The organism is Streptomyces sp. NPDC107454 (assembly GCF_055582885.1).
The window spans coordinates 378,250-401,593 of sequence record NZ_JBVJPA010000009.1; the positions used below are offsets into that span (position 1 = coordinate 378,250).

Sequence of the window (23,344 nt, forward strand, 5' to 3'; positions counted from 1 at the left end):
CAAGGGGGACGGTTTCACAGTCTGTGGCCCATGGCTGACCAGCGACAATTGTGTCCATCACAGAGACTTACGCTGTTTTGTGTGGCCAGCAACAAACTCACCGTCGGGGACCTGCTCTCCTTCCCCGCACTCCAGCTCTCCGTGAAGGCCGGCAGCGGCGGTCTGAACCGGTCCGTGTCCTGGGCACACGCCAGCGAGCTCGCCGATCCGACACCCTGGCTCCTGGGCGCCGAGGTGATCATGACGGCGGGCCTGGCGGTCCCCCGTACCGCGGCCGGACAGCGTGCCTATCTGGAGCGGCTGGACGACGCCGGGGTGTCCGCTCTCGCGCTCTCCGCGCAGCTGCACATGCCCCCGCTGCACGACGCGTTCTTCCAGGCGGCGGAGGAGCGGGGCTTCCCGGTCCTCGAAGTGCCGCTCGCCGTCCCGTTCATCGCCGTCGCCCAGGAGATCGCGGCCGCGGCCCAGGAGGACGCCCGGCACCGGCTGGGCGCGCAGCTCCAGGTCTTCGGCGCGCTGCGCTGGCTCGTCGCCGAGAACCTCGACACGCCGACACTCCTGCGCCGTCTCGAAGGCCTGTCGGGATACGACGTCTACCTCTGCACCCCGCAGGGCCGCCCTCTCCTGCCCGGCGTGCCCGTACCGGATCCCGCTGTCCTGCCCGCCTCCGTCGACGCTCCGCCCACGATCCCCGGCGGATTCGTCCTCCCGGTGCCCGCGCCCGGGGGCCCGGCGGGCTTTCTCGTCGCATACGAGCGTCAGGGCGCCCAGCCCGCGGGACTCGCCGTCGTCCAGCACATCGCCACCGTGGCCGCGCTGCGGGTGGCGATGGTGCGCAACGAACGCGAGACGCTGCGCCGCGAGGGCGCGGAGACGCTGGCCGAACTGCTGCAGGAGGTGCTCGACCCGGAGGCGGCGCGCCGCCGGCTCGCCCGGCACGCGATCGAGGGCGACACCGTCCTCCTCGTCGTGCGCCACACCACCGACGAGGCGCTGCTGCGCTGTCTGGAGGACCGGCCTCATCTGCTGCTCACCCGAGGCGAGGACCGCTACGTCCTGGGGGCACCGGAACTGGGAGCGGCCGTCGGTGAGCTCCCGGCCGTCGCGGCCGGGATCAGCCGCCCCTTCCTGCCGGGCGCCGCACTGAAGGTCGCCCAGCGCGAGGCGCTCTGGGCGGTCTCCAAGGCCGCGGAGTCGGGCCGCCCCGTCGTCCGATACGGCGACGACTCGACGGGCCGGTGGCTGCCCGACGACCCCGCTGTCCTGACCGCGCTGGTCGAGCACGTGCTCGGTGAGGTCCTGCGCTACGACGAGGCCCATGACTCGCAGCTGCTGGTCTCCGTCCGCACCTGGATGGAGCGCGACCGCCGTACCGAGACGGCTGCGGCGGCGCTCCACATCCACCCCAACACCCTCGCCTACCGGCTGCGCCGCTTCGGCTCCCTCGCCGATCGTGACCTGACGTCGACGGGAGCCCTGGCCGAGGTCTGGCTGGCGATCCAGGCAGCGGGGGCGCTGGGCCTCACCGACTGAGCGGGTCGACGGCGGGCGGGGAGGGCTGCGCCGGTGGGGACGGAGGCTGTGCCGAGGTGACGGAATAGCGCCAGAACGGTCGCACAAGCAGGGCGCCGACGGTGACGACGATCATGCAGAGCAGCGAGCTGCCTGTCCACGCGAGGCCGAGACCGGTGGCGGAGGCCATGGCGCCGGCGCGCAGGTCTCCGAGGCGGGGACCGCCGGCGACGACGACGGTGAAGACGCCCTGCAGACGGCCGCGCATGGCGTCAGGTGCGTAGGTTTGCAGAATCGTCTCGCGGTAGACCGCGCTGACGAGGTCCGCCGCTCCGGCAGCGGCCAGTAGGGCCGCGGCGGCGAGGAGGTGGTGGACGGTGCCCGCGAGGGCGATGGCCGCCGCCCAGGCGGTGACGGCGAGGGCCAGTGCCCGGCCTTGGCGGCGCACGCGTCCGATCCATCCGCTGAACAGCCCCGCTACGACCGACCCGATGGCGATGGCCGAGTACAGCAGCCCCACCCCTCCGCCGAAGCGCACCTGAGCCGCTTCCGGGAACAGGGCGGTCGGCATGGCCAACGTCATCGCCGCGATGTCGACCGCGAAGGACATCCACAGCACGGGGGCGGCGGCGATGAACCGCAGCCCGTCGAAGACCGAGCGCAGCCCGCCGGTCCGGGTCCCCGATCCGGTCGGCATGATCGGGGGCAGGTGAACGGCCGAGTACAGCAGGAGAGAGAACAGCACGGCGTCGGCGCCGTACGCCCAGCAGTAGCCGTTCGGCAGCGAGATCAGGATGCCCGCTACGAGCGGCCCGGCGACCTGCCCGACGTTGCCGGCGGTGAAGTACAGCGTGTTCGCGGCGGGTACCAGGGGTGTGGGAACGATGCGGGGAATGATCGCGCCCCGGGCGGCGGACGACACGGCGAAGGCGCCGGACTGGACGGCGACGAGGGCGAGAATGAGGGGAACCGAGCGCAGATCGACGACCGCCTGAAGCAGCAGGGCGAGTGTGGTCGCCCAGGTGAGGCATGCCGACGCCAGGTAGAGCACACGGCGGTCGAACCGGTCGGCGATGGCACCGCCGTACAGGCCGAAGACCACGAGCGGCACGAGGGCGGCCAGTCCCGTCAGCCCTACGGACAGCGACGACCGCGACAGCGCGTAGATCTGTACCGGGATGGTGACGCCGGTGACCATGGTCCCGACGTATGCCGCGCTCTGCCCGATCAACAGGCGCCGGAAGACGGGGAGTGCCAGCGGGCGCGTGTCGAGGGTGACGCCGCGCAGACCGGAGGCCAGCCGGGCCTTCAGTGCGGGTGGGGCGGCGGGGGGAAGATCACGCGGGGTGTCGGATGTCGTGGGCATGGTCATAACGCTGGCAGGACCGCACGGTGCGCCGCTTCCGTTATTCTGCCGTCGTATGTCGGAAAACGGTCAGGCGGAGAAGGCGGCGGCGGAACCCAGGGACAGCACCCATGCCCACCTCGCGGGTGAGGTCATCGGCCGCCACCGGCATGGCTATCACCAGCTTCTCTACGTCAGCGCCGGTGTGGTGGCCGTGCAGACGGGCGAGGCGTCCTGGGTGGCGTCCAGCGCGCGCGCCGTGTGGATTCCGGCGGGCACCTGGCATCAGCACCGGGTACACGGGCACACCTCTGTGCACACGCTCGGCTTCGCCGCCCACGACGTCCTGCTGAGGTCCGAGGCGCCGGTCGTGGTGGTCGTGGACGCCCTGGTGCGTGAACTGATCATCGCGTGCAGTGAACCGTCCCTCCCGGAGCAGGAGGCACGCCACCTGCGCGCCGTCCTGCGGGACCGGCTGCGCCGAGCCCTCGTGGAGCCCTTGACGCTGCCCACCCCCAGCAACTCCCTGCTGCGCCAGGCATGCGAGCTGGTGACCGACGATCTGCGGCAACCGCGGACCGCCGCCTGGCTGGCACGGCGCATCGGCGTGAGCGAGCGCACCCTGGCCAGGTTGTTCAGGGCCGAGTTCGGCATGACGTATCCGCAGTGGAGGACCAACATCCGGGTCTTTCACGCCATGGTGCTGCTGGCGGAAGGAGCAAGCGTCAGCGAAACGGGACGACGCTGCGGGTGGGCCACGACCAGTGCGTTCATCGACACGTTCGGCCGCACCATGGGCCAGACACCGGGAACCTATCGCATCGGATCCGGCGGGTAGATCCACAGGCCGCCTGATCGCGGCCTGTTCGTCGACCTGGGGTCCGTCGCCCGGCGGCTGATGAGGTCCGCGCCACCGCCCACTCCGAGAAGCCCACGGGGACGCGAGAGGCGTCATGAGCGTCATGAGGAAGGGGGTGGCCCCGGCGGCCGAGCCGCAGGGGCCACCCGTCTCCTACCGGCGGAGCGAGAGCAGGTGCCAGTGCCACGCGTCGAGGGCGACGAACAGGCCCGGGTCGACCAGTTCGTCGCCCTCCCGTTCGTAAGTGTCCTCGGTGAGCAGTTCGGTCAGTTCGCACGACCGGCCGCGCAAGTCGGCCCAGGGCAGCGGAACCCGCCCCTGGGCGGGCCCGTCCGAGTAGTTGATCACGACGAGGTACCGCTCCCGGCCGCCGGTCCAGGACCAGGCGAGCAGGTTGTGGTGGGTGTCGTTGTCCGGCCACCCCGTGCAGGTCCGCAGGTCCCAGTCGCCCTCGCGGACGGGGGCCGCGGCGCTCACCAGGCGGTCGTAGAAGTCGTGCAGGGACGCGTCGGCCGGTTCCTGGGGCCGACGTGAGAGGAACACGGGCGGGCGCACGCGGCGTCCTTCGAACTGGCCCTCGTGCCAGAGGGTCGCGCCGGGCAGGGTGGCGACGGCCACGGCCGCGGCGCGTTCCCTTCCGTCGGACAGGGTGGCGGCGGCCCGGGGTTCGTCGTGGTTCTCCAGGAAGCGGACGAGCCGGCGCTGGTAGGCGAGGCCGGCGCCGAGGTGGGCGCGGACGGATCCGGCGCCCTCGTGGACCAGGCGGTCGTAGAGCCGTTTGTCGTAGCAGTGGTCGAAGCCCTGCTGCTGGAGATCCCATTCGAGGTCCCAGTACGCCTCCGCGACGAAGAGGAGATCCGGGTGGCGCTCCCGCACACGGGGGATGACGTACGGCCAGAAGTCCTCCGTGGGGGCCGCTCCCGCGAGGTCGCCCCATGTCTTCGCGAACACGTCGTTCATGAGGAGCATCGCCATGTCGCAGCGCACTCCGTCCGCCTGGTCGCCGATCGCCGCCAGCGTGTCCACCGCCGCCGCCCGCAGGTCGTCGCTGAAGGCGTTCAGCTGCACGACGTCCGGCCACGGCGGGAAGTACGGGTCCCGGCCGCGCGCGTACACCTGCCCGCTCGCCTCCAGGAAGGCCTCGGGTGCGCGGGCCAGGTCGTCCGGCGTGCCCCGGACCAGGCAGTCCGGGCGCTCGGTGAGCCAAGGATGGTCGGGGGCCACGTGATTGGGGACGTAGTCCAGGATCAGGCGTACGCCCCGCGCGGCCAGTTCGGCCCGTGCCGCGGCCAGTCCCTCGGGGCCGCCGAGGCTCTCGTCGACGACGTAGTTCCGTACGCAGTACGGGGACCCGGCGATGTCCGCCGGGGTGAGGTCGGGCAGGGCGTCGCGGAAGGAGGCGAGCAGACGGTCGTCCCGCAGGGCGATGCCGAGTCCCGCCGGGCTGCGCTCCCACACACCCATCAGCCATACGGTGTCCACACCCGGCCGTGCGACCTCGTCCCAGACCTCGCCGGGCACGTTGCCCAGAGTGACCGGACGTCCGTACCGATGGCCCGACTCGCGGAGCCAGACCAGGGTGTTGATCTCGTATATCACCGTCATGACAGGGGTTCCTCCCTCAGGGCGCCCCAGTCGCCGTCGCCGACGAGATGGAACAGGGTGGCGGTGACCGCGGCCAGGCCCGTCCAGCCGGTCTGGTGGGAGGCGCCGAGGCCGGCGCCGTTGTCTCCGTGGAAGTACTCGTAGAACAGGATCAGGTCCTTCCAGTGCGGGTCCTTGGCGAACTTGGGCTGGGTGCCGTGCACCGGGCGGTGGCCCTCGGCATCGCTGAGGAAGGTGGAGGTGAGCCGGCCGGAGATCTCGCGCGCGACCTCGTAGAGGTTCATCCGGCGGCCGGAGCCGGTCGGGCACTCCACGGTGAAGTCGTCGCCGTGGTAGGCGTGCAGGTTCAGCAGGGCGCGGACGAGGAGGAGGTTGACCGGGAACCACACCGGGCCACGCCAGTTGGAATTGCCCCCGAACATGCCCGAATCCGACTCGGCGGGAAGATAGCCGACCCCGTACGGCTCGCCGTGCACCTCGAAGGTGTACGGGTGCGCGGCGTGATACCGCGACAGTGAGCGGATGCCGTGCGGGCCGAGGAACTCGTCCTCGTCGAGCATGCGGGACAGGACGCGCCGCAGCCGGTCCTCGTCGAACAGGGCGAACAGATGGTGCCCCGCCGCGCCCGGCCCGAGGACGTGGTGGGAGGAGACCAGGGCCTCGACGGCCGGGTGCCCGCGCACGAACTCCCGTGCCCCCTGGACCAGTTCCGGGAAACGCTGATCCGTCCAGCCGCCGATCACGCTGGTCGCGGCGAGCGGGATCAGCCCGACCAGGGAGCGGACCTTCAGCCGGGTCGCGCTGCCGTCGGGCAGGCGCAGGACGTCGTAGAAGAAGCCGTCCTCGTCGTCCCACAGGCTCTGGTTGTCGTCGCCGATGTGGTTCATCGCGACCGTGATCCAGGCGAAGTGCTCGAACAGGGTCTGTGCGTGCTCGACGTAGACCCGGTTGTCGTCGGCCAGTTCGAGGGCGATCTCCAGGAGGTTCTGGCAGTACAGGGCCATCCACGCGGTGCCGTCGGCCTGGTCGAGGTGGCCGCCGGTGGGCAGCGGGGCGCTGCGGTCGAAGACGCCGATGTTGTCGAGACCGAGGAAGCCGCCCTGGAAGACGTTGTTGCCGTCGACGTCCTTGCGGTTGAGCCACCAGGTGAAGTTCTTCATCAGCTTCTGGAAGGCGCTCTCCAGGAAGACCCGGTCGCCGCGGCCCGTGCGGTGCTTCTCCAGCTCGTAGACGAAGAGGACGGCCCAGGCGTGCACCGGCGGGTTGACGTCGCCGAAGTTCCATTCGTACGCCGGGATCTGGCCGTTGGGATGCAGATACAGCCGCCGCAGCAGCAACTCCAGCTGCGACTTGGCGAAACCGATGTCGACCATGGACAGGGAGATGGCGTGGAAGGCGAGGTCCCAGGCCGCGAACCAGGGGTATTCCCAGGTGTCCGGCATCGAGATGACCTCGTCGTTGACCATGTGGTACCAGGAGCTGTTGCGGACACGGGGGTCGGCGGCCAGCGGATCGACACCGTGCTCGGCGAGCCAGCGCTCGACGTCGAGGTAGTAGTACTGCTTGCTCCACAGCATTCCGGCGAGCGCCTGGCGCACCATGCGCCGTTCGTCCTCGGCCAGTCCCTCGGGGACGACGCCCTCGAAGAACACGTCGGCCTCGGTCCGCCGCGTGTCGAGCTCCTGGTTGAACTCGGCCCAGGGGTCCGCGAGTTCGGTGTCGGTCAGGCGCAGCCGCACGGTGACGCTGTCACCGGCGGGCACGGTCAGGACGTGGTGCACGGCGGCCTTCGTGCCGGTCTGCTGCGGGTTGACGGCGCCGGTCGCGCCCTGGACGACGTACCGGTCGATGCCGTCCTTGACGTACGGAGTAGTGTTCGGACTGCCGAAGACGCGCTCGTTGTCGGTGTCGTTCTCGGTGAACAGGGTCTGCGTCTCGCCGGTGAAGTACAGCCACCGCGTGCCGAGTTCCTCATGAACGGCACGGATCGCGCCCGGGGTGCGCCGCAGGCCGGGCACGGCGGTGCCGCCCGCCCAGGACCACGTGTGCCGGAACCACAGGGTCGGCAGCAGATGGAGGGTGGCCTCGTCGGGGCCGCGGTTGTGCGCGGTGATCTCGACCAGCAGGTCCTCGGGGCCTGCCTTGGCGTACTCGACGAACACGTCGAAGTAGCGGTCCTCGTCGAAGACGCCGGTGTCGAGGAGTTCGTACTCGGGATCGTGCCGGCCGCGAGACCGGTTGACGGTCACGAGATCGTCGTACGGGAAGGCGCCCTGCGGGTACTTGTAGAGGTACTTCATGTACGAGTGGGTGGGCGTCGAGTCGAGGTGGAAGTAGTACTCCTTGACGTCCTCCCCGTGATTGCCCTCGGCGTTGGTCAGGCCGAACATCCGCTCCTTGAGGATCGGATCCCGGCCGTTCCACAGGGCGAGCGCGAAGCACAGCCGCTGCTTGTCGTCGCTGACGCCCGCGATGCCGTCCTCGCCCCAGCGGTAGGCCCGTGAGCGGGCCTGGTCGTGGGTGAAGTACGACCAGGCGTCACCGCCGGGGCTGTAGTCCTCGCGGACCGTGCCCCACTGCCGCTCGCTCAGATACGGCCCCCAGCGCCGCCACGCCGCCCGCCCCGCGTCGGCCTCCGCGAGCCGCAGTCGCTCGGGGTCCGCCCCGCCCGTGTTCTCCGTCATCGCACACCCTCCCCATCCCGCGCCTTCACTCAGACTCCGGCGTCTCGGACTCGGCCGCAACGGCCCTGCGGGGCCTCAGTTGCCGAAGCTGTGTGCGGTGCCCCTCGGACATGCCTCCCCGGACGCCGTACGGTTCAGGACCGCTCCAGGTCATCGTCACCGCCGGGTCGGCGTCGCGGCTTCAGTCGATCGGCTCATGGGCGGACGGTGTCCGCTCGGCGCCGTTCAACTTCGCCTGGTTCTGCGCGAGAAGGGTCTGTACCGCCTGTTCGACCTGCTGGGCGTCGACCCCGAGGGCCTGGCCGATGTGAACCGACCACACCTCGGAGCGGACGTTGGTCTCGAAGTCCAGGTCGGCGCGGACCTTCTCGCGCATCGCCTGGCGGTTCTGACTCACCATCACGAAGGTGGACAGAAAGATCGCCTCAAGGCTGACGATCATGGTGAGCAGTCCGAACGGGTACGGGTCCCAGACCGCGGAGTGGCCGAACAGTCCCTCGTTGAAGGCGATCCAGACCGCAAACCATGCCGCGTGGAGATAGACGAACAACATCGTTCCGGCGAAGGTGGTGATCGCGTCCGCGATCCGGTCCTGGGTCCCGCGCATCCGCGCGAGAACGGCCCGCTCGTTCGGAAGACGTATGTCCAACCTATTGGTTCCAGAGGCCATGGTCACTCCTCGATCAGTTGCTCACGCGAGACGCCCGCCAGGGTACGCGCGGAGCAGGTGCCCCCCTCGGGCCGATTCACTGCGTACGAGTCCGTGCGCGGCACGGTCAGGACGACGGCGGCCTCTTTGTTCTGAAGAGGGGACCGGCCGTCCGTTCCGGACCTGGTTGTCGACGAGACGCAAGGGAGCCGGTGGCCCGCCGAGTCGAGCTTGCGGCCAACGAAGTCGCGGCTGTCGGATCCGACGGTCCAGCCGGGAGGCGGCCCCGGCCGATCATGCCGGCCCGGCCTCAGCAGCGGACCCATCGCGACGAGACCACCCGGCTCGAAAAGCTGATGGGGACTCTGGAAAACGGCTGTGACCGCGGTTCTGTGAGCGACGGGTGAGGTGTGTCCGGTCAGCCCAGCGCTGCGCTCGCCGCACGCAGCTCGTCCAGGGCCGCCAGGGTGTACTCGGCGAGCCCGTCCTCGGCGTCGCGGTCGGCCTCGGACCATTCGGCGTACCCCCGCTTGAACGCGAGGACGCCCAGCTCGCCCGCGAGAGCCGCGGTCGGATCGGGTACGCCGCGGGCGATCAGAGCGACTGTCATCGCGGCCGCGAGGCTGACGCTCTTGAGGGCGTCACGTTCTTGAAGTTCGGCGCTGGCGGCGACGGCCGCCTTGAGGCGAGGGGCGAGCTCGCGGTTCATGGGGCCCATCGCGCTCGAGGCGCGCTCAAGACCGGCAGCGACCGCCTCGAGCGGGCTGGCATCACCGGGCGCCTCGGCGATCCCCTCGGCGAGCAGTCGGCTCAGCGTCTCCTGTCCGGCCACCAGCAGCTCGCGCTTGTCGGGGAAGTGCCGGAAGAAGGTGCTTTTCGTGACCCCTGCGCGCTCGGCGATCTGCGCGACCGTCGTGGCGTCGTAGCCCTGCTCGGTGAACAGGTCGCAGGCGGCCATGACGAGGCGTTCGCGTGCGCCTGGTTCCCATCGACCCATGGGGCCATCGTACGTGATGGAACTCTTGTCCCATCACCCTGCTATGGTGATGGGACAAGAGTCCCATCACTTGGGGGAGAGTTTCATGCGCGTCTTTGTCACCGGTGGCACCGGTCTGATCGGTTCCGCCGTCGTCGCCGAGCTGCTCGGCAACGGCCACACCGTCCTCGCGCTCGCCCGCTCCGACGCGTCCGCGCTGGTCGCCGAGGCGGCCGGCGCCGAACCGCTCCGGGGAGGTCTCGCCGATCTGGACAGCCTGCGCGCCGGCGTTGCTGAGGCCGACGGGGTGATCCACTTGGCATTCGCCAACGACTTCAGCAGCCCAGACGCCCTCGCACGGGCGGTCGCCGAGGAAAGTGCCGCCCTCGCTGCCCTCGGCGAGGAACTCGTCGGCAGCGACCGCCCCTTCGTCACCGTCTCGGGTACGCCCTATGTGCCGGGCCGCGTCTCCACCGAGGCGGACCCCGTGCCGACCGACGGGCCGGTCGGTGGTCGCGGTCGCGCGGTCACGGCGGTCCTGGGCCTGGCCGCACGCGGAGTCCGGAGCACGGCCGTACGCATGCCGCGCACGGTTCACAACCAGGGCACGGGCGGGTTCGCCGGTCTGCTCACCGGCATCGCACGCCAGACCGGAGTGTCCGGCTACCCGGGCGACGGCGCACAGCGTTGGCCGGCCGTGCACGCGCTCGACGCGGCAGTCCTCTTCCGGCTCGCACTGGAACAGGCGCCGGCCGGTACCTCCTGGCACGCCGTGGCCGACGAGGGAGACAAGGTGAGGGACATCGCCACGGTCATCGGCCGACGGCTGGGCCTGTCCGTCGAGTCGGTCCCGTCGGAGACCTACGGTCCTCTCGGCCCGATCTTCGCGACCGACCAGCCCTCGTCCAGCACCCACACCCAGCAGGCACTCGGCTGGGAGCCGAAGCATCCGCGCCTCCTGGAGGACCTGGAGAACATCCAGCCCTGACCGGCGACCGGGGGATGATCGGGCGGACCGCTGCCGACGTTCACGCCGGCAGCGGAAGGCCCTCATCTACGTCGGCTCTGTCCGCAGTTCCGTGAATCCTCAAGTCAGCGGGGAGAACGGGGGATCGTTCCGCAGATGATCGGGTGATCGCGGTCCTGGAACGCATGCGCGTGCACTGTCCGGCGGGCGGCCACTCGCACACCCGGCCGGACCATCTGAGCGGTGACAAAGCGTACTCATCAGGCGGCGACCGCCGTTACCAGCGGCGTCGGCGGATCAAGCACACCGCCCCGGAACGCGGTGATCAGCGGGCCTGCGCATTCCACGGCATGGGCGCGTGTGGCCGTTTCCGCCGGGGCCGGCTGTCACGCCTATCAGGTCGTCGGGCGGCCGAGCAGCGAGCGAGGCCGCGAATCCAGGATCGCTTCGGCTTCCTCGCTGACGGCCCGGACCACGTCAGCGGCCGGGCGTACGCCATCGACGAAGGACGCCGACTGGCCGTAGATGATCTCTCCCGTGTCGGGGTCGGGCGGGGCCCCGAAGGGGTTGGCACCCTCCGCAGGCCTGAGTTCCTCCGCGCGGTCCCGCAGCGTTGGTTCGCGCTCCGCCCACTCGTCGGTGAACCGGTTGCGGCGGACGCGTTCACCGATACCGGTCGGCCATGGCAGTCCTGACACGATGTCGTAGGCCCGTGTCCATACGGTGTCGCCGCCGTCGCTCTCGACGATCAGGCGCTTGTGGATGTCGTGCACCTCGACCGCCTCGGGTGTGGCAAGGAATGCAGTGCCCAGCCAGGCACCGTCCGCGCCGGCGGTGAGGACGGCCGCGAGCGTTCGTCCGTCGCCAATGCCGCCTGCGGCCAGCACCGGGACATCGGGGTACCTGCGCACGATCCCCGTCAGGAACGGCAGCAGACCCATCGTCCCGGTGTGACCGCCGGCCTCGTTGCCCTGCGCCACGAGGACATCGGCCCCCGCGGCAACCGCCGCCTCGGCGTCCTCGTAGTTCTGGACCTGGCACATCACCCGGGCTCCCGCATCCTTGGCCCGCGAGAGCCACGGCTGGGGATCGGCGAACGACAATGCGACGACCGCTGGCCGCTCCTCCAGGGTGGCGTCGAACAGGGGCTCGGTGAAGGGGAGGAACGGCGTGATGAACCCGACTGCGAACGGCCGTTCCGTCGTGGCGCGGATGGTCGCGACCTCCGCACGGATCCAGTCGGGTCCCTTCCAGGGATGTGTACCCGCGAAACAGCCGAGGCCGCCGGCGGCGGAGACCGCGGCGGCGAGTGTCCCGCCGCTGTGCAGGGCCATGGGGGCCGACATCACCGGATGAGCAAGCCCGAACATATCGGTGAATCTCGTCTGCAACATGGCCGCACAGTAGCGGACTGATGAAGCGCCAACGGGCGGCATGCCGAGACGGTCCTTGGATGCCTGAATCCCATGCGACGCATCGGACACGCCCCGCACCGCCGGGGAAACACCCAGGTCGCCGTCCCCCTGATTTACACAGGTCGGCGGAGGTGCGCGGCGGTGGAGACCGGTAACCGGCGGCGAACTCTACGGAGGCACGCAGGTGTCGTCGCCTTTCCACATCAGCACTGCCGTAGTGGGGGCGAACTCCCGCCAATATTCGGCCAATGGCCAAAAGCAGACAGGCCGGTAACTTCACCCGCGATGTGACGTGCGTCACTCGACTTACCCGGGGGCGGGACTACGGGTAACTAGGCGGTCGGGCGATTGCCTGATTCTTCCCCTCGAGAGAGGAAGGTCCACGCGCGTAGGGTCACAGCGGAACGACAGCATCCGCTTTCTCGCGGGAATCCACGTAGACAGCGGGAGGGACGATCTGATTGGCTCGCGCTGCTGTTATTCGCTTCGCCCATAAATGATTCTTGAGTTTCTTGGGCGGCAACTCGAACGATTTCCAGAGGGGGATCTCATGACCGTGCGAAGCAAGCACTCAGCAAGAATCGTCATTTCGGCGGCTGCAGCCAGCCTGGGCATCCTCGGCCTGACTGCTCCGCAGGTCGCGGCGGCCGACCAGCCGGTTCCCAGCATTTCGGTCAAGGCCGACAAGAACGCCAGGGCAATTGCGGCGGAGAATCCCGTCGCAGTCGTAGCAGCCGCAACTGTCTGCGGTACGGGATACAATCTCTACAGGGCCGAGCAGTTGCCCGACGCCTCGCGCCTCGGGACCCTCTTCGTCTACGTCAAGGGATCCAACCCCGCGAGTAATGACGCTCCTACGTGTGCCATCTTCGACAACAACACGAGTGGCGCGAAGTGGATGAAGCTCAAGCTCTGCTCGAACTACACGGCAGAGGGCTGTGCGAGTGACGAGGGCAACTTCAGCGAGTATGCGGGACCTGTCTATCGCGCCCACGGCGGTTGCGGCACTGTCACCGCACTGATGAAGAACAGCTCAAGCTCAAGCACCTACCTCGTCAATGCCGTTCGAGACTCGACGAACTGCAACTAGGCAACGCTGCACGCATCGCAAGCCCGGGATTCCATGCCGTCTCACTGCATGGATTCCCGGGCGCACTGCTGATTTCGGCCGAGCTCTTCACCTTTCACCGGGGCCTTTGAGAGGCAAGCGGAGGCTGCTGTATGAAGGTGATCGGGATGGGTATGAGCACGCAGGCTTTGCGTGCAAATGCCGGATGAAGCCCCGCCCCGGGCGGAGGGGCCCCGCCATGCCTTGACCAGGCACGGGAACGGCATCAACTGATAGCCCGGCGCGGTTCCAGTCGAGGCCGGCACAGTCGCCGCACTCGGCAGCTGCCCCCACTCGAAGCCTCGCTCGCCGATGGTTTCTGCCATGGTGCCGCCCCGGTCACCGGGACCGATGAAACCGACCCTGGTCGGGCTTTCTGCCGATCGGCGGACGATGTCGCTCGCCAGTTCCCACAGGCGTTCGGCGTTCGCCGGGTCCAGTGGGTAGAGGGCCACGCCGGGGGCGCCCAGCCGGGTGGGCCGGGTGTGGACGAGAGGGGCCTCGTCGACGTCCTCGAAATAGCGGCCGCCGACGCCGTCGACCAGCGGGGAAGCGGCGAGGAACACGGTGGTCGCGGCGCCCTGCTCGATCGTCTTGCGGTAGGGCTCGGGGGTCCGCAGGCCTCGGCCAGAAGGATGGCGGCGGTCCTGGACTGGCCGTAGGCACTACGAAAAACTGCTGGTCCCGGGCACCGGCGGGCAGACGCTGGTCACCTGCCACGCACAGCCGGGCAGCGCCTCCGAAGAACGCCTCCGTCTGCTCGCCAGCATGCACGCCCCTGACCACGTCGGCGGTACACGGCTGGCCGGCGACCGGCCCCGAACGCCAGGACGGGCCATGCCTTGACGTGCTTCCCGGGCGTCGGCGACCGGTCCGGTCGCCGACGCACTCGCCGTTCTTCCTCACGCTGGATGAGCTGATTGCCGCCTCGCGCGGTCAGTTCTCCGCGTGGTCAGCCGTCCGCGCGGGCGGGCAGCCGCCATCCCGGGCGCGGGAAGTGGCAGGTGTACCCATCGGGGTAACGCTCCAGGTAGTCCTGGTGCTCGGGCTCGGCCTCCCAGAAGGGGCCGACCGGCTCGACCTCGGTGACGACCTTGCCCGGCCACAGTCCGGAGGCGTCCACGTCCGCGATGGTGTCCTCGGCGATCCGCTTCTGCTCGTCGTCCACGTAGTAGATCGCCGAGCGGTAGCTGAGACCGATGTCGTTGCCCTGGCGGTTCTTGGTGCTCGGGTCGTGGATCTGGAAGAAGAACTCCAAGATCGTGCGGAAGTCGGTCTTCTCGGGGTCGAAGTGGATCTCGATGGCCTCCGCGTGGGTGCCGTGGTTGCGGTACGTCGCGTTCGGCACGTCACCCCCGGTGTATCCGACCCGGGTCGCTGTCACGCCCGGGAGCCGGCGGATCAGGTCTTCCATCCCCCAGAAGCATCCGCCCGCCAGTACGGCCCTCTGCGTCTGCGCTGCCATTTTCGGCCCCTCCAATGTCTGTCGCCTCGGTCACTCGGGCTGCTCGGCTCGCACACCGGCGGCATCCCATGCCCTCTGGCTTCATCAGCGCGTGAGGGTTCCAAACAATTCCGCGCCGGCCCGCCCCGCCGGCGATCAGCCGGGGCTGGGGCACCGCCGCAGCCTGCGGAAACCGTCCCGGGGCGGTGCCTACGTCACCGCGAGATCCCGTTTTTAAGTTAATTAGCAATTAATATTGACAGGCTTGAGGGGCCTGGGCACAGTTTCCGCCGTGGCACCGGCGCCCAGGCACGATCGGAGCGCGGTGCCCCGTACCCCCAACTCTCGGGAGAATTCAGTGGCTTCGCATCGTGCAGGGATGGCGCGACCGCGGCGGACCGCGGTGGTGCTCGGTGCCGTGGTGCTGGTCGGGTCGGCGGTTCCGGCGGCACACGCCGCGGACGACCAGGGCGCGCCGCAGTACTACGACAGCGGTCTCTCCTCCACGCCGTACATGGGATGGAACACCTACTACGGGCTCGGCGCCCCGACGGAGGACCAGGTCAAGAAGGTCGCCGACCACCTCGTCAGCAGCGGGCTGCGCGACAGCGGTTACGACATCGTCTGGCTGGACGGCGGTTGGCAGGCGGACCAGCCGCGCGATCCGCAGACGGGCAGGCTCGTGGCCAACCCCACCCGCTTTCCGTCCGGCATCCCCGCGCTGGTGACGTACCTGCACAAGCGGGGCCTCAAGGTCGGCATCTACACCGACGCGGGTGAGTACGACGGCGGGAAGTGGTGCGGCCTGGGCAGCCGCGGTCACTACGAGCAGGACGCCCGCCAGTTCGCCGGGTGGAAGGTCGACGCCATCAAGGTGGACTTCCTCTGCGGCATCGGCGCCGGGCTCGATCCGGGCCCCGCCTTCAAGGAGTTCAGCGACGCCGTCGCCAAGTCCGGGCGGAAGATGCTGCTCAATCTGTGCAACCCGCTCACCGACGACTGGGGCATGCCGCACACCCCGGAACAGGACGCGCACAACACCTTCGTCTACGGTCCGACGGCAGCCGACTCCTGGCGCACCGGCACCGACATCGCCTGGGGCACCCCGACCGCGGGGGAGTGGCCGAACATCCTGCGCAACATGGATGCCAACGCCTGGCACCCCGAGGCCCAGGGGCCCGGGCACTGGAACGACCCCGACTACCTCATCCCGATGCGCAAGCTCGCCGAGGGTGGCTACGAGCTGACGGAGGAGGAGTCGACCACTCAGTTCGTGATGTGGGCCGAGATGGCCTCGCCGCTCGTGCTCGGCAGTGACCCGCGCACCCTGGGGCAGTCGATGATCGACACCCTGCGCAACCCCGAGATCATCGCCGTCGACCAGGACCCGCTGGGCATCCAGGGCGCCCGCGTGGCGACCGACTCGGTCGGCGACGTCTACAGCAAGGTATTGCAGGGCGCGGGTAAGCGGGCGGTCGTCCTGCTCAACCGTTCCGACCAGGCGCAGGACCGCACGGTGACCTTCGCGGACGCCGGCCTCGCGGGCGAGGTCGCGGTGCGTGACCTGCGGGCCCGTGCCTCGCGCGGCACCTTCACCGGCTCGTACACGGTGCGCGTCCCCGCGCACGGCACGGCCTTCCTCAAGTTGACCGGCACCGACCAGGCCCCCGGCACGCAGCTTCCCGGCCGCTCGTCGGCGAGCCCGGCCCTGGTGCGCGACGGCGACACGCTGACCGCCTTCACCCGCGGCACGGACGGCGCGCTGCGCGCGCAGACCGCGCGCGGTGGTGACTGGGCCACGTCCCGGACCACCGATCTGGGTGGCCCGACGCGCGGACGCATCCTGGGTCAGCCGGCGGCGTACGCCTCGGCCGGGGGACGGATCGACGTCTTCGTGCGCGGCACCGACGACACCGCCTACCGGCGCGTGTACGCGGACGGGCACTGGGGGCGCTGGCAGAGCCTCGGCGGGACGCTGACGGACGCGCCGACCGCGGCCTTCGCGGGACCGGACGACTGGACCCTGTTCGGGCGCGGTGCGGACGGCAGTGTGTGGTCGCGCGGCCCGGCCTCCGGCTGGACCTCGCTCGGCGCCCCGCAGGGCCGGCCGTTCTACGGACGTCCGTCGGCCGTCGTCGACGACGCCGGACGGCTGCACCTGGCCGTGCGCACCCCCGACGACTCGGTGTGGTCGCGTACCCGCGACACCTCCGGCACCTGGTCGGACTGGACGGCCCTCGGCGGCACGACCAGTGGCAGCCCGACCTTGGTGGCCTCCGGAGGCACCGTCCACCTGTACGCGCGGGCCGGGGACTACACGCTCTGGACGCGCAGTTGGACCGCCGGCGGTGGCTGGGCAGGCTGGAGCAAGGACACCGACTTCGTCAGCGGTGCCTTCGACGGCGCGCTCGGTGCGGTCGCCGGGCCGGACGGCGGCGTACTGGCCGCCTACCGCGGGGTGGACGGCCGCGTCCACCAGACCGGGCTCTGAGCTCCGCGCGCTCCAGAACACGCAGAACCAACAGGGTGTGCCTCCGGGCCTTGTCCGGCCCGGAGGCACACCCTCCAAGAAATAAATTAGTAATTAATCTTGACGGTGTCCGGGCCCCTGAGACAGGCTGTGCCTGCCGCAGGCAGAGCCGGGCCGTCAGGGGGCCTCAGCTCCGTTCCGTGGGCACTTAGGGAGTGCATAGATGACCGCCTTCAACGCCAACCGCCGCAGATTCCTCGTAGGAGCCGGCGCAGTCGGTGCCGGCGCGCTGCTCAGCGGCTGCGTCACCCAGAGTCCGTCCGCCTCCGGAGGAAAGTCCGGCGGCCCGGTGACCCTGCAGTCCAACCTCTCCTCTCCGCAGGCCAAGACCGCGTTGCAGGCGGTCGTCGCCGCCTTCGACAAGCGCGGCGACACCAGGGCGCAGCTCAACACCGTCGCGTCCGAGACCTTCCGCACCCAGCTGCCGACCTACCTCACGTCGGCCAACCCGCCGGACGCCTACACCTGGTACCCCGGCTCCGTGGCCGAGTCGTACGCCAAGAAGGACCTGCTCCTCGGTCTCGACGACGTATGGGAGAAGCCCGAACTCGCGGGCTACTCCGACGCGCTGAAGAAGCTGTGCACCTCGGCCTCCAGCGGCAAGAAGGTCTTCGTGCCCACCAGCTACTACTGGTGGGGCATGTTCTACCGGAAGTCCAACTTCGCCAAGTGGGGCGTGAAGGAGCCCAAGACCTGGGACGAGTTCCTCGGCCTGTGCGACAAGCTCAAGAGCAAGGGTGTCGCCCCGATCGGCCTCGGCGCCGGCGGCGACACCCCGTGGGTGGCCTCCGCCTGGTTCGACTACCTCGACATCCGCGTCAACGGCGCCAAGTACCACCGCGAACTCCTCGCGGGCAAGCACCGCTTCGACGACCCCGAGGTCCGCAAGGTCTTCGACACCTGGGACCAGGCCCGGCCGTACTTCGATCCCAACGGCACGGCGATCCCCTTCCAGGACGCCACCACCGCCCTCCTCCAGGGCCGCACCGGCATGATGCTCATCGGTACCTTCTTCGCCGACGCCGCCCCCAAGGACGCCCTGGGCGACCTGGACTTCTTCCAGTTCCCCATCATCGACCCGAAGGTGCCGGTCGCCGAAGAGGCGCCCACGGACGGCTACTTCGCCAGCGCCCGCACCAAGCGCGCCGACGGCGTCAAGGAACTGCTGCGCTACCTGGCCTCCGCCGAGGCGCAGGAGCTGTACCTCAAGAACTCCTCCGGCACCGCGCTGCCCACGCACCCGGACGCCAAGGACGCCGGCACGCCGCTCGTCCTCAAGGGCCGCAAACTCATCGAGAGCGCCACCGACGTGACGCAGTTCTTCAACCGGGACTCCAGCGACGCGCTCCAGCCGACCGCCGACACGGCGCTCGTGCACTACCTGGCCAAGCCCAAGGAGATCGGCTCCATCCTCACCACGTGGCAGCGCAGCGCACAGAAGATCTGGAGCCAGTGACAATGGCTTTGCTCGGCTCCACACGACGGTCCAGGGCCACGCGGGTGCCCCCGGTGGTCCTGGCCTTCGTCCTCGTCCCGCTGCTCGTCGAGGCGTTCTGGGTCTTCTGGCCGGCCCTCCAGGGCTTCTACCTCTCCCTGACCTCTTGGGACGGTCTGTCGGCCCCGAAGTTCGTCGGCCTCGGCAACTTCAGCGAGATGGTGCACGACGAGGTCTTCCGCACCGCCGCAGTCAACACGGTGCTGTGGCTGCTGCTCTTCGGCGGGCTGTCCGCCGCCCTCGGGCTCGGTGCCGCGCTGCTGCTCCAGCAGGAGCGGCGCGGCATCGGCTTCTACCGTGCGGCGCTCTTCCTGCCGGTGGTCTTCTCACTGGTCGCGACCGCGCTGGTGTGGCAGGCCATGTACCAGCCGGACGGCCTGATCAACAACGTGCTGGAAGCCATCGGTCTGGGTGGCTTGAAGCACGCCTGGCTCGCCGACCAGGACACCGCCTTCTACGCGGTGATCGTGCCCGCGCTGTGGCGCCAGGTCGGCTACGTGATGGTGCTGTACCTGGCCGGCCTCAAGGGCATCGACCCCGTGCTGTACGAGGCGGCGAAGGTCGACGGCGCCACCCGCCTGCAGCAGTTCCGGCACATCACCCTGCCGCAGCTGCGCAGCGTCAACGCGGTCGTCCTGTCGGTGATCGTCATCGACTCGCTGCGCTCGTTCGACGTGGTGTGGGCGCTCACCCGCGGCGGCCCGTACCACTCCTCCGAACTGCTGAGCACCTACATGTACTCCACCGCGTTCCAGTCGCTGCGCCTGGGATACGGCTCCGCACTCGCCGTCGTCATCTTCGTGCTGGCCTTCGGCGTCATCGCGAGCTACCTCGTGCGCGCCTTCCGGGAGGCCGACTCATGACCGCCACCCACACCACCACGGACCTCAAGGACGCCGAGGGCCCGGAGAGCCGGCCGGGCCCTGCCCAAGTCGTGGCGCGCCGCCGCCCCGTCCTGAGCGGCCGCGCCCTGCGCACCGCCGGCTTCCACCTCTCCGCGGGCCTGATCTCCGCCCTGTGGCTGCTGCCGATCGCCCTCGTCCTGGTCACCAGCACCCGGACGTTCGACGACATCGCCGCGCACGGCGTCGGCAGCTGGCCGCACTCGTTCACCTTCGACAGCTTCCGGCAGGCGTGGGTGGACGGCGGCCAGCAGCGCGCCCTCATCAACAGCATGCTGGTCACCATCCCCACCGTGCTGCTCTCGCTCGGCCTCGCGTCCATGGCGGCCTTCGCGCTCAGCCGCTACGACCTGCCCTTCCGGCGCGTCCTGCTGCTGCTCATGCTCGGCGGCAACCTGCTGCCCCCGCAGATCCTGCTGATCCCGGTCTCCAAGCTCAGCGAAATGCTCGGCATCTACGACCAGTTGTACGCCCTCATCGGCGTCCAGGTCGGCTTCGGCGTCGGCTTCTACGTCTTCGTCCTGCACGGCTTCATGCGGGCGATCCCCGGCGAGATCCAGCAGGCCGCCGTCATCGACGGCGCGAACCCGTGGCAGATCTACTGGCGGGTCATCCTGCCGCTGGCCCGCCCGGCGCTGGCCGCGCTGACCGCCCTGTCGTTCACCTGGATATTCAACGACCTGCTGTGGGCGATCACGGTGCTGCGCACCGACTCCCAGATGCCCATCACCGCCTCCCTCATCGGGTTGCAGGGCCAGTACGTGTCCATGTGGAACGTGATCGCGGCCGGCTCGGTGATCGCCGCCGCCCCGACGGTGGCCGTCTTCCTCCGCTTCCAGCGCCACTTCGTGGCCGGACTGAACCTCGGAGCCGTCAAGTGACCGTGCACGACCGGTGGCTGCTGCGCACCGACACCACCACCTACGCAGTCACCCTCGGCGGCGACGACCGCTGGGCCGAACTCGCCGCCTGGGGGCCGCACGGCGTCGAGGACGGGCCGTCGCCCATGGACTGGTCGCGGCGCACCCACTTCATCGTCCCCGCCGACGCCGCCCCGGCCGAGTACATCCCGTACGGGCTGCGGCCGTTCACCGGCGCCGACCTGGTCGCCTCCCGTCCCGGCGGCGACCGCGGCAGCTGGTGGCGCTTCACCGGCGCCACGCAGGTCGGCGACCGGGCGCTGCGCCTGGAGTTCGCCGACGACGTCCTCGGGCTGCGTACGACGCTCCGCTACGAGACGGTGCCCGGCACGGACGTCGTGCTGCGCTGGACGGAGCTGACCTGCACCGGCGAGACCGAGGTCCGCCTGGAGCGCTTCGACTCCGCCGCCGTCAACGTGCCCGTCCAGGGCGGCGCGCGGCTGACGTACCTGGCCGGACAGTGGTCGCAGGAGTTCCAGCTGAAGCACGTGGAGCTGGAGCGCGGCCGCTTCGAGATGGAGAGCACCCAGGGCTCGGCCGGGCACGCGTACCACCCCTGGCTCGCGGTCCAGGACGCCGCCGCCCCCGCCGGGGGCGCCACCCCCACGTACGGCATCGCCCTGGAGTGGTCCGGCAACTGGCGGATCACCGCCGACGCCGAGCCCGGCGGCGCCGTACGCGTACGCGCCGGCCGCGTGCCCCACGAGGGCGCGGTCCGCCTCGCGCCCGGCGCCACCCTCGTCACACCGCGGCTGGCCTGCGCCTTCAGCCCGGACGGGCTCGACGGACTGGCCCGCGTCTGGCACCGCTACGAGCGGCACCTCACAGGCGACCGGATCCACCGGCGGCGCAGGGTCCTCTACAACTCGTGGGAGGCGACCGGCTTCGACGTCGACGCCGCCGGGCAGCTGGAGCTCGCCAGGACGGCCGCGGACCTGGGCGCCGAACTCTTCGTCGTCGACGACGGCTGGTTCACCGGACGCGCCGACGACACCGGCGGTCTCGGCGACTGGGACCCGGACCCGGCCGAATTCCCCGGCGGGTTCGACCGGTTCGTCGAGGACGTCCGCGCCCTCGGCATGGACTTCGGACTCTGGGTGGAGCCCGAGGGCATCAGCCCCCGCTCCAGGCTCTATGCCGAGCACCCCGAGTGGGTGTACCGGATCGAGGACCGGCCCGCGACGCTCGTACGCAACCAGCTCCTGCTCGACCTCGGACGCGAGGACGTCCAGGACTTCGTCCTCGGCACGCTCGACCGGCTGCTCGGCTCGTACGCCATCAGCTACCTCAAGTGGGACATGAACCGGCCGCCCACCGAGCGCGGCCGCCCCGGCCACCCGGCCGGTCCCGATCCCGAGCTCCAGGACCTCGACGCCGCCCACGTCGCCGGCTACCTGCGTGTCCTGGACCACCTGCGCACCGCCCACCCGCACGTCACCGTCGAGGGCTGCGCCGGCGGTGGCGCCCGCGTCGAGCACGCCACCCTCGCCCGCACCGACGTGATGTGGCCCAGCGACAACACCGCGCCCATGGACCGGCTGCGCATCCAGTACGGCTACCTCCACGCGCACGCCCCGCACACCATGAGCTCCTGGGTCACCGACGCCCCCGGCGTCTTCGACCCGCGTCCCCGCTCCCTCGCCTTCCGGTTCGTCAACTCCATCGCCGGAGTTCTGGGCATCGGCGCCGACATACGCCACTGGACGCCGCAGCAGCGCGCCGAGGCCGCCGAGTGGATCGCCCGCTACAAGGAAGTCCGCGACATCGTCCACCACGGCGAGGTGAGCCTGCTCGGCAGCCCCGCCGACCCGACCTGCGGCATCCAGTACGAGGAACCCGGCGGCGCCCGCCTGGTGGTGACGGCCTGGAACACCGGCCCGCTCGACGGCGCGCCCCTGGTGCCCGGCCGGGCCGCCCGGCTCCGACTGCGCGGCCTGAGACCGGACGCCGGCTACACCGACACCGCGACCGGCACCCGCTACAGCGGCGCGTACCTGCTCCACTCGGGGCTGCCGTTCGCCTGGACCGCCGGACACGACGCGGAGCTGACCGTGCTGGCCCGGCAGTGACGACAACGGAAGAATTCGCCCCACCTCTCGAACATCCGCACCCCACCTCCCTCTCGAACAGGAGACGACCCACCTCATGAACCCAGCCGCCCGCTTCACCAACCGCGTCGCCGTCGTCACCGGCGCCGCGTCGGGCATCGGCGCGGCCACCGCGGCACGCCTCGCCGCGGAAGGCGCGGCCGTCGTCCTGGTCGACATCGCCGCCGAACGCGGCGAGGAAGCCGCCGAGCGGCTGCGCAAGGACGGGGCCCGTGCCCTCTTCGTCGCCGCCGACGTCGCGAGCGAGGACGACTGGCGGCGGGTGATCACCGCCGCCCACCGCTTCGGGCCCGTGGGCGTCCTCGTCAGCAACGCGTACACGGTGGCGGTCGCACCGGCCCACGAGACCAGCCTCGCCTCCTGGGAACGGCAGCTCTCGGTCAACCTCACCGGCGCCTTCCTGGGCGTCAAGGCGACACTGCCCGACCTGCGCGAGCACCAGGGGGCCGTGGTGCTCATCTCCTCCGTCCACGCCCACCGGGGGATCCCCGGTCACCCGGCGTACGCGGCGAGCAAGGGAGCCCTGCTGTCGCTGTGCGGTCAGCTCGCCGTGGAGTACGGCCCCGGGGTACGGGTCAACGCCGTACTGCCGGGACCGATCCTGACCGCCGCCTGGGACCGGGTCCCGCAGGCCGAGCGCGAGCTCAGCGTCGCCGAGACCGCGGCCCGCCGCTTCGGCACCCCCGAGGAGGTCGCCGCCGCCGTCGCCTTCCTCGCCGCCGACGAGGCCTCCTACATCACCGGATCGAGCCTGCTCGTGGACGGCGGCTGGAGCGTCAGCAAGGCCTCCGCGTGACGGGACCGACCGCTCCAGCCACCGACCGA

At 70.2% G+C, this 23,344-nt stretch carries 18 protein-coding genes; 10 read left to right on the forward strand and 8 right to left on the reverse strand.

The features are described from left to right. Nucleotides 1-81: 81 nt before the first annotated feature. Nucleotides 82-1,533, forward strand: coding sequence for a PucR family transcriptional regulator (locus ACZ69M_RS25040; protein WP_470053021.1), 1,452 nt, complete (start codon nt 82-84; stop codon nt 1,531-1,533). Here the strand turns inward: ACZ69M_RS25040 and ACZ69M_RS25045 are convergent. Continuing rightward, entirely contained in the window at nt 1,523-2,878 is a 1,356-nt protein-coding gene (locus ACZ69M_RS25045; RefSeq protein WP_470053022.1) for an MFS transporter, read from the reverse strand. The two genes, ACZ69M_RS25040 and ACZ69M_RS25045, sit on opposite strands and share 11 nt — an antisense overlap. Nucleotides 2,879-2,933: 55 nt before the next feature. On the opposite strand from ACZ69M_RS25045, the gene ACZ69M_RS25050 reads away from it, so the two are divergent. Next, nucleotides 2,934-3,695: a helix-turn-helix transcriptional regulator gene (locus ACZ69M_RS25050; RefSeq protein WP_470053024.1), complete on the forward strand. Its 762-nt coding sequence runs from the start codon at nt 2,934-2,936 to the stop codon at nt 3,693-3,695. A 174-nt stretch (nt 3,696-3,869) separates the two neighbouring features. Here ACZ69M_RS25050 and ACZ69M_RS25055 read toward each other — a convergent pair whose 3' ends face one another. The 4 genes from ACZ69M_RS25055 to ACZ69M_RS25070 form a co-directional block, all read right to left on the reverse strand. Next, on the reverse strand, nt 3,870-5,321 hold the full coding sequence (locus tag ACZ69M_RS25055; RefSeq protein ID WP_470053026.1) for an alpha-amylase: 1,452 nt from the start codon (nt 5,319-5,321) through the stop codon (nt 3,870-3,872). Further along, the gene (locus tag ACZ69M_RS25060; protein WP_470053028.1) at nt 5,318-8,005 is read right to left on the reverse strand and encodes an MGH1-like glycoside hydrolase domain-containing protein; all 2,688 of its coding nucleotides are present in this window, start codon (nt 8,003-8,005) and stop codon (nt 5,318-5,320) included. Before ACZ69M_RS25060 ends, ACZ69M_RS25055 begins: the two co-directional genes overlap by 4 nt. 181 nt (nt 8,006-8,186) lie before the next feature. Continuing rightward, on the reverse strand, nt 8,187-8,675 hold the full coding sequence (locus tag ACZ69M_RS25065; RefSeq protein ID WP_470053030.1) for a DUF1003 domain-containing protein: 489 nt from the start codon (nt 8,673-8,675) through the stop codon (nt 8,187-8,189). A gap of 397 nt (nt 8,676-9,072) precedes the next feature. Then, entirely contained in the window at nt 9,073-9,651 is a 579-nt protein-coding gene (locus ACZ69M_RS25070) for a TetR/AcrR family transcriptional regulator (protein ID WP_470053032.1), read from the reverse strand. 85 nt (nt 9,652-9,736) lie between these two features. On the opposite strand from ACZ69M_RS25070, the gene ACZ69M_RS25075 reads away from it, so the two are divergent. Further along, entirely contained in the window at nt 9,737-10,618 is an 882-nt protein-coding gene (locus ACZ69M_RS25075; protein WP_470053034.1) for an SDR family oxidoreductase, read from the forward strand. 374 nt (nt 10,619-10,992) lie between these two features. Here ACZ69M_RS25075 and ACZ69M_RS25080 read toward each other — a convergent pair whose 3' ends face one another. Beyond that, the gene (locus tag ACZ69M_RS25080) at nt 10,993-12,033 is read right to left on the reverse strand and encodes an NAD(P)H-dependent flavin oxidoreductase (RefSeq protein WP_470053036.1); all 1,041 of its coding nucleotides are present in this window, start codon (nt 12,031-12,033) and stop codon (nt 10,993-10,995) included. A 529-nt stretch (nt 12,034-12,562) separates the two neighbouring features. Between ACZ69M_RS25080 and ACZ69M_RS25085 the strand changes: the two genes are divergently transcribed. Beyond that, nucleotides 12,563-13,102 (forward strand): hypothetical protein, encoded by a 540-nt coding sequence (locus ACZ69M_RS25085; protein ID WP_470053038.1) that lies wholly within the window; start codon nt 12,563-12,565, stop codon nt 13,100-13,102. A 41-nt stretch (nt 13,103-13,143) separates the two neighbouring features. Here the strand turns inward: ACZ69M_RS25085 and ACZ69M_RS25090 are convergent, their stop codons facing one another. Next, nucleotides 13,144-13,686: a hypothetical protein gene (locus ACZ69M_RS25090; protein ID WP_470053040.1), complete on the reverse strand. Its 543-nt coding sequence runs from the start codon at nt 13,684-13,686 to the stop codon at nt 13,144-13,146. Between the two features lie 386 nt (nt 13,687-14,072). Beyond that, a complete protein-coding gene (msrA, locus tag ACZ69M_RS25095; RefSeq protein ID WP_352047539.1) occupies nt 14,073-14,585 on the reverse strand; it encodes a peptide-methionine (S)-S-oxide reductase MsrA in 513 nt (170 codons plus the stop codon). 358 nt (nt 14,586-14,943) lie between these two features. On the opposite strand from msrA, the gene ACZ69M_RS25100 reads away from it, so the two are divergent. From ACZ69M_RS25100 to ACZ69M_RS25125, 6 genes are all read left to right on the forward strand, one after another. Then, entirely contained in the window at nt 14,944-17,055 is a 2,112-nt protein-coding gene (locus ACZ69M_RS25100; protein ID WP_470053042.1) for a DUF8189 domain-containing protein, read from the forward strand. Nucleotides 17,056-17,257: 202 nt separating this feature from the next. Continuing rightward, a complete protein-coding gene (locus ACZ69M_RS25105; protein ID WP_470053044.1) occupies nt 17,258-18,550 on the forward strand; it encodes an ABC transporter substrate-binding protein in 1,293 nt (430 codons plus the stop codon). Nucleotides 18,551-18,552: 2 nt separating this feature from the next. After that, nucleotides 18,553-19,452, forward strand: coding sequence for a carbohydrate ABC transporter permease (locus tag ACZ69M_RS25110; RefSeq protein ID WP_470053046.1), 900 nt, complete (start codon nt 18,553-18,555; stop codon nt 19,450-19,452). After that, nucleotides 19,449-20,372, forward strand: coding sequence for a carbohydrate ABC transporter permease (locus tag ACZ69M_RS25115; RefSeq protein ID WP_470053048.1), 924 nt, complete (start codon nt 19,449-19,451; stop codon nt 20,370-20,372). Before ACZ69M_RS25110 ends, ACZ69M_RS25115 begins: the two co-directional genes overlap by 4 nt. After that, on the forward strand, nt 20,369-22,480 hold the full coding sequence (locus ACZ69M_RS25120; protein ID WP_470053050.1) for an alpha-galactosidase: 2,112 nt from the start codon (nt 20,369-20,371) through the stop codon (nt 22,478-22,480). The genes ACZ69M_RS25115 and ACZ69M_RS25120 overlap by 4 nt, the downstream gene beginning before the upstream one ends. Nucleotides 22,481-22,556: 76 nt before the next feature. Further along, complete coding sequence (locus ACZ69M_RS25125; protein ID WP_470053052.1) at nt 22,557-23,315, forward strand: SDR family NAD(P)-dependent oxidoreductase; 759 nt, start codon at nt 22,557-22,559, stop codon at nt 23,313-23,315. Nucleotides 23,316-23,344 lie beyond the last annotated feature (29 nt).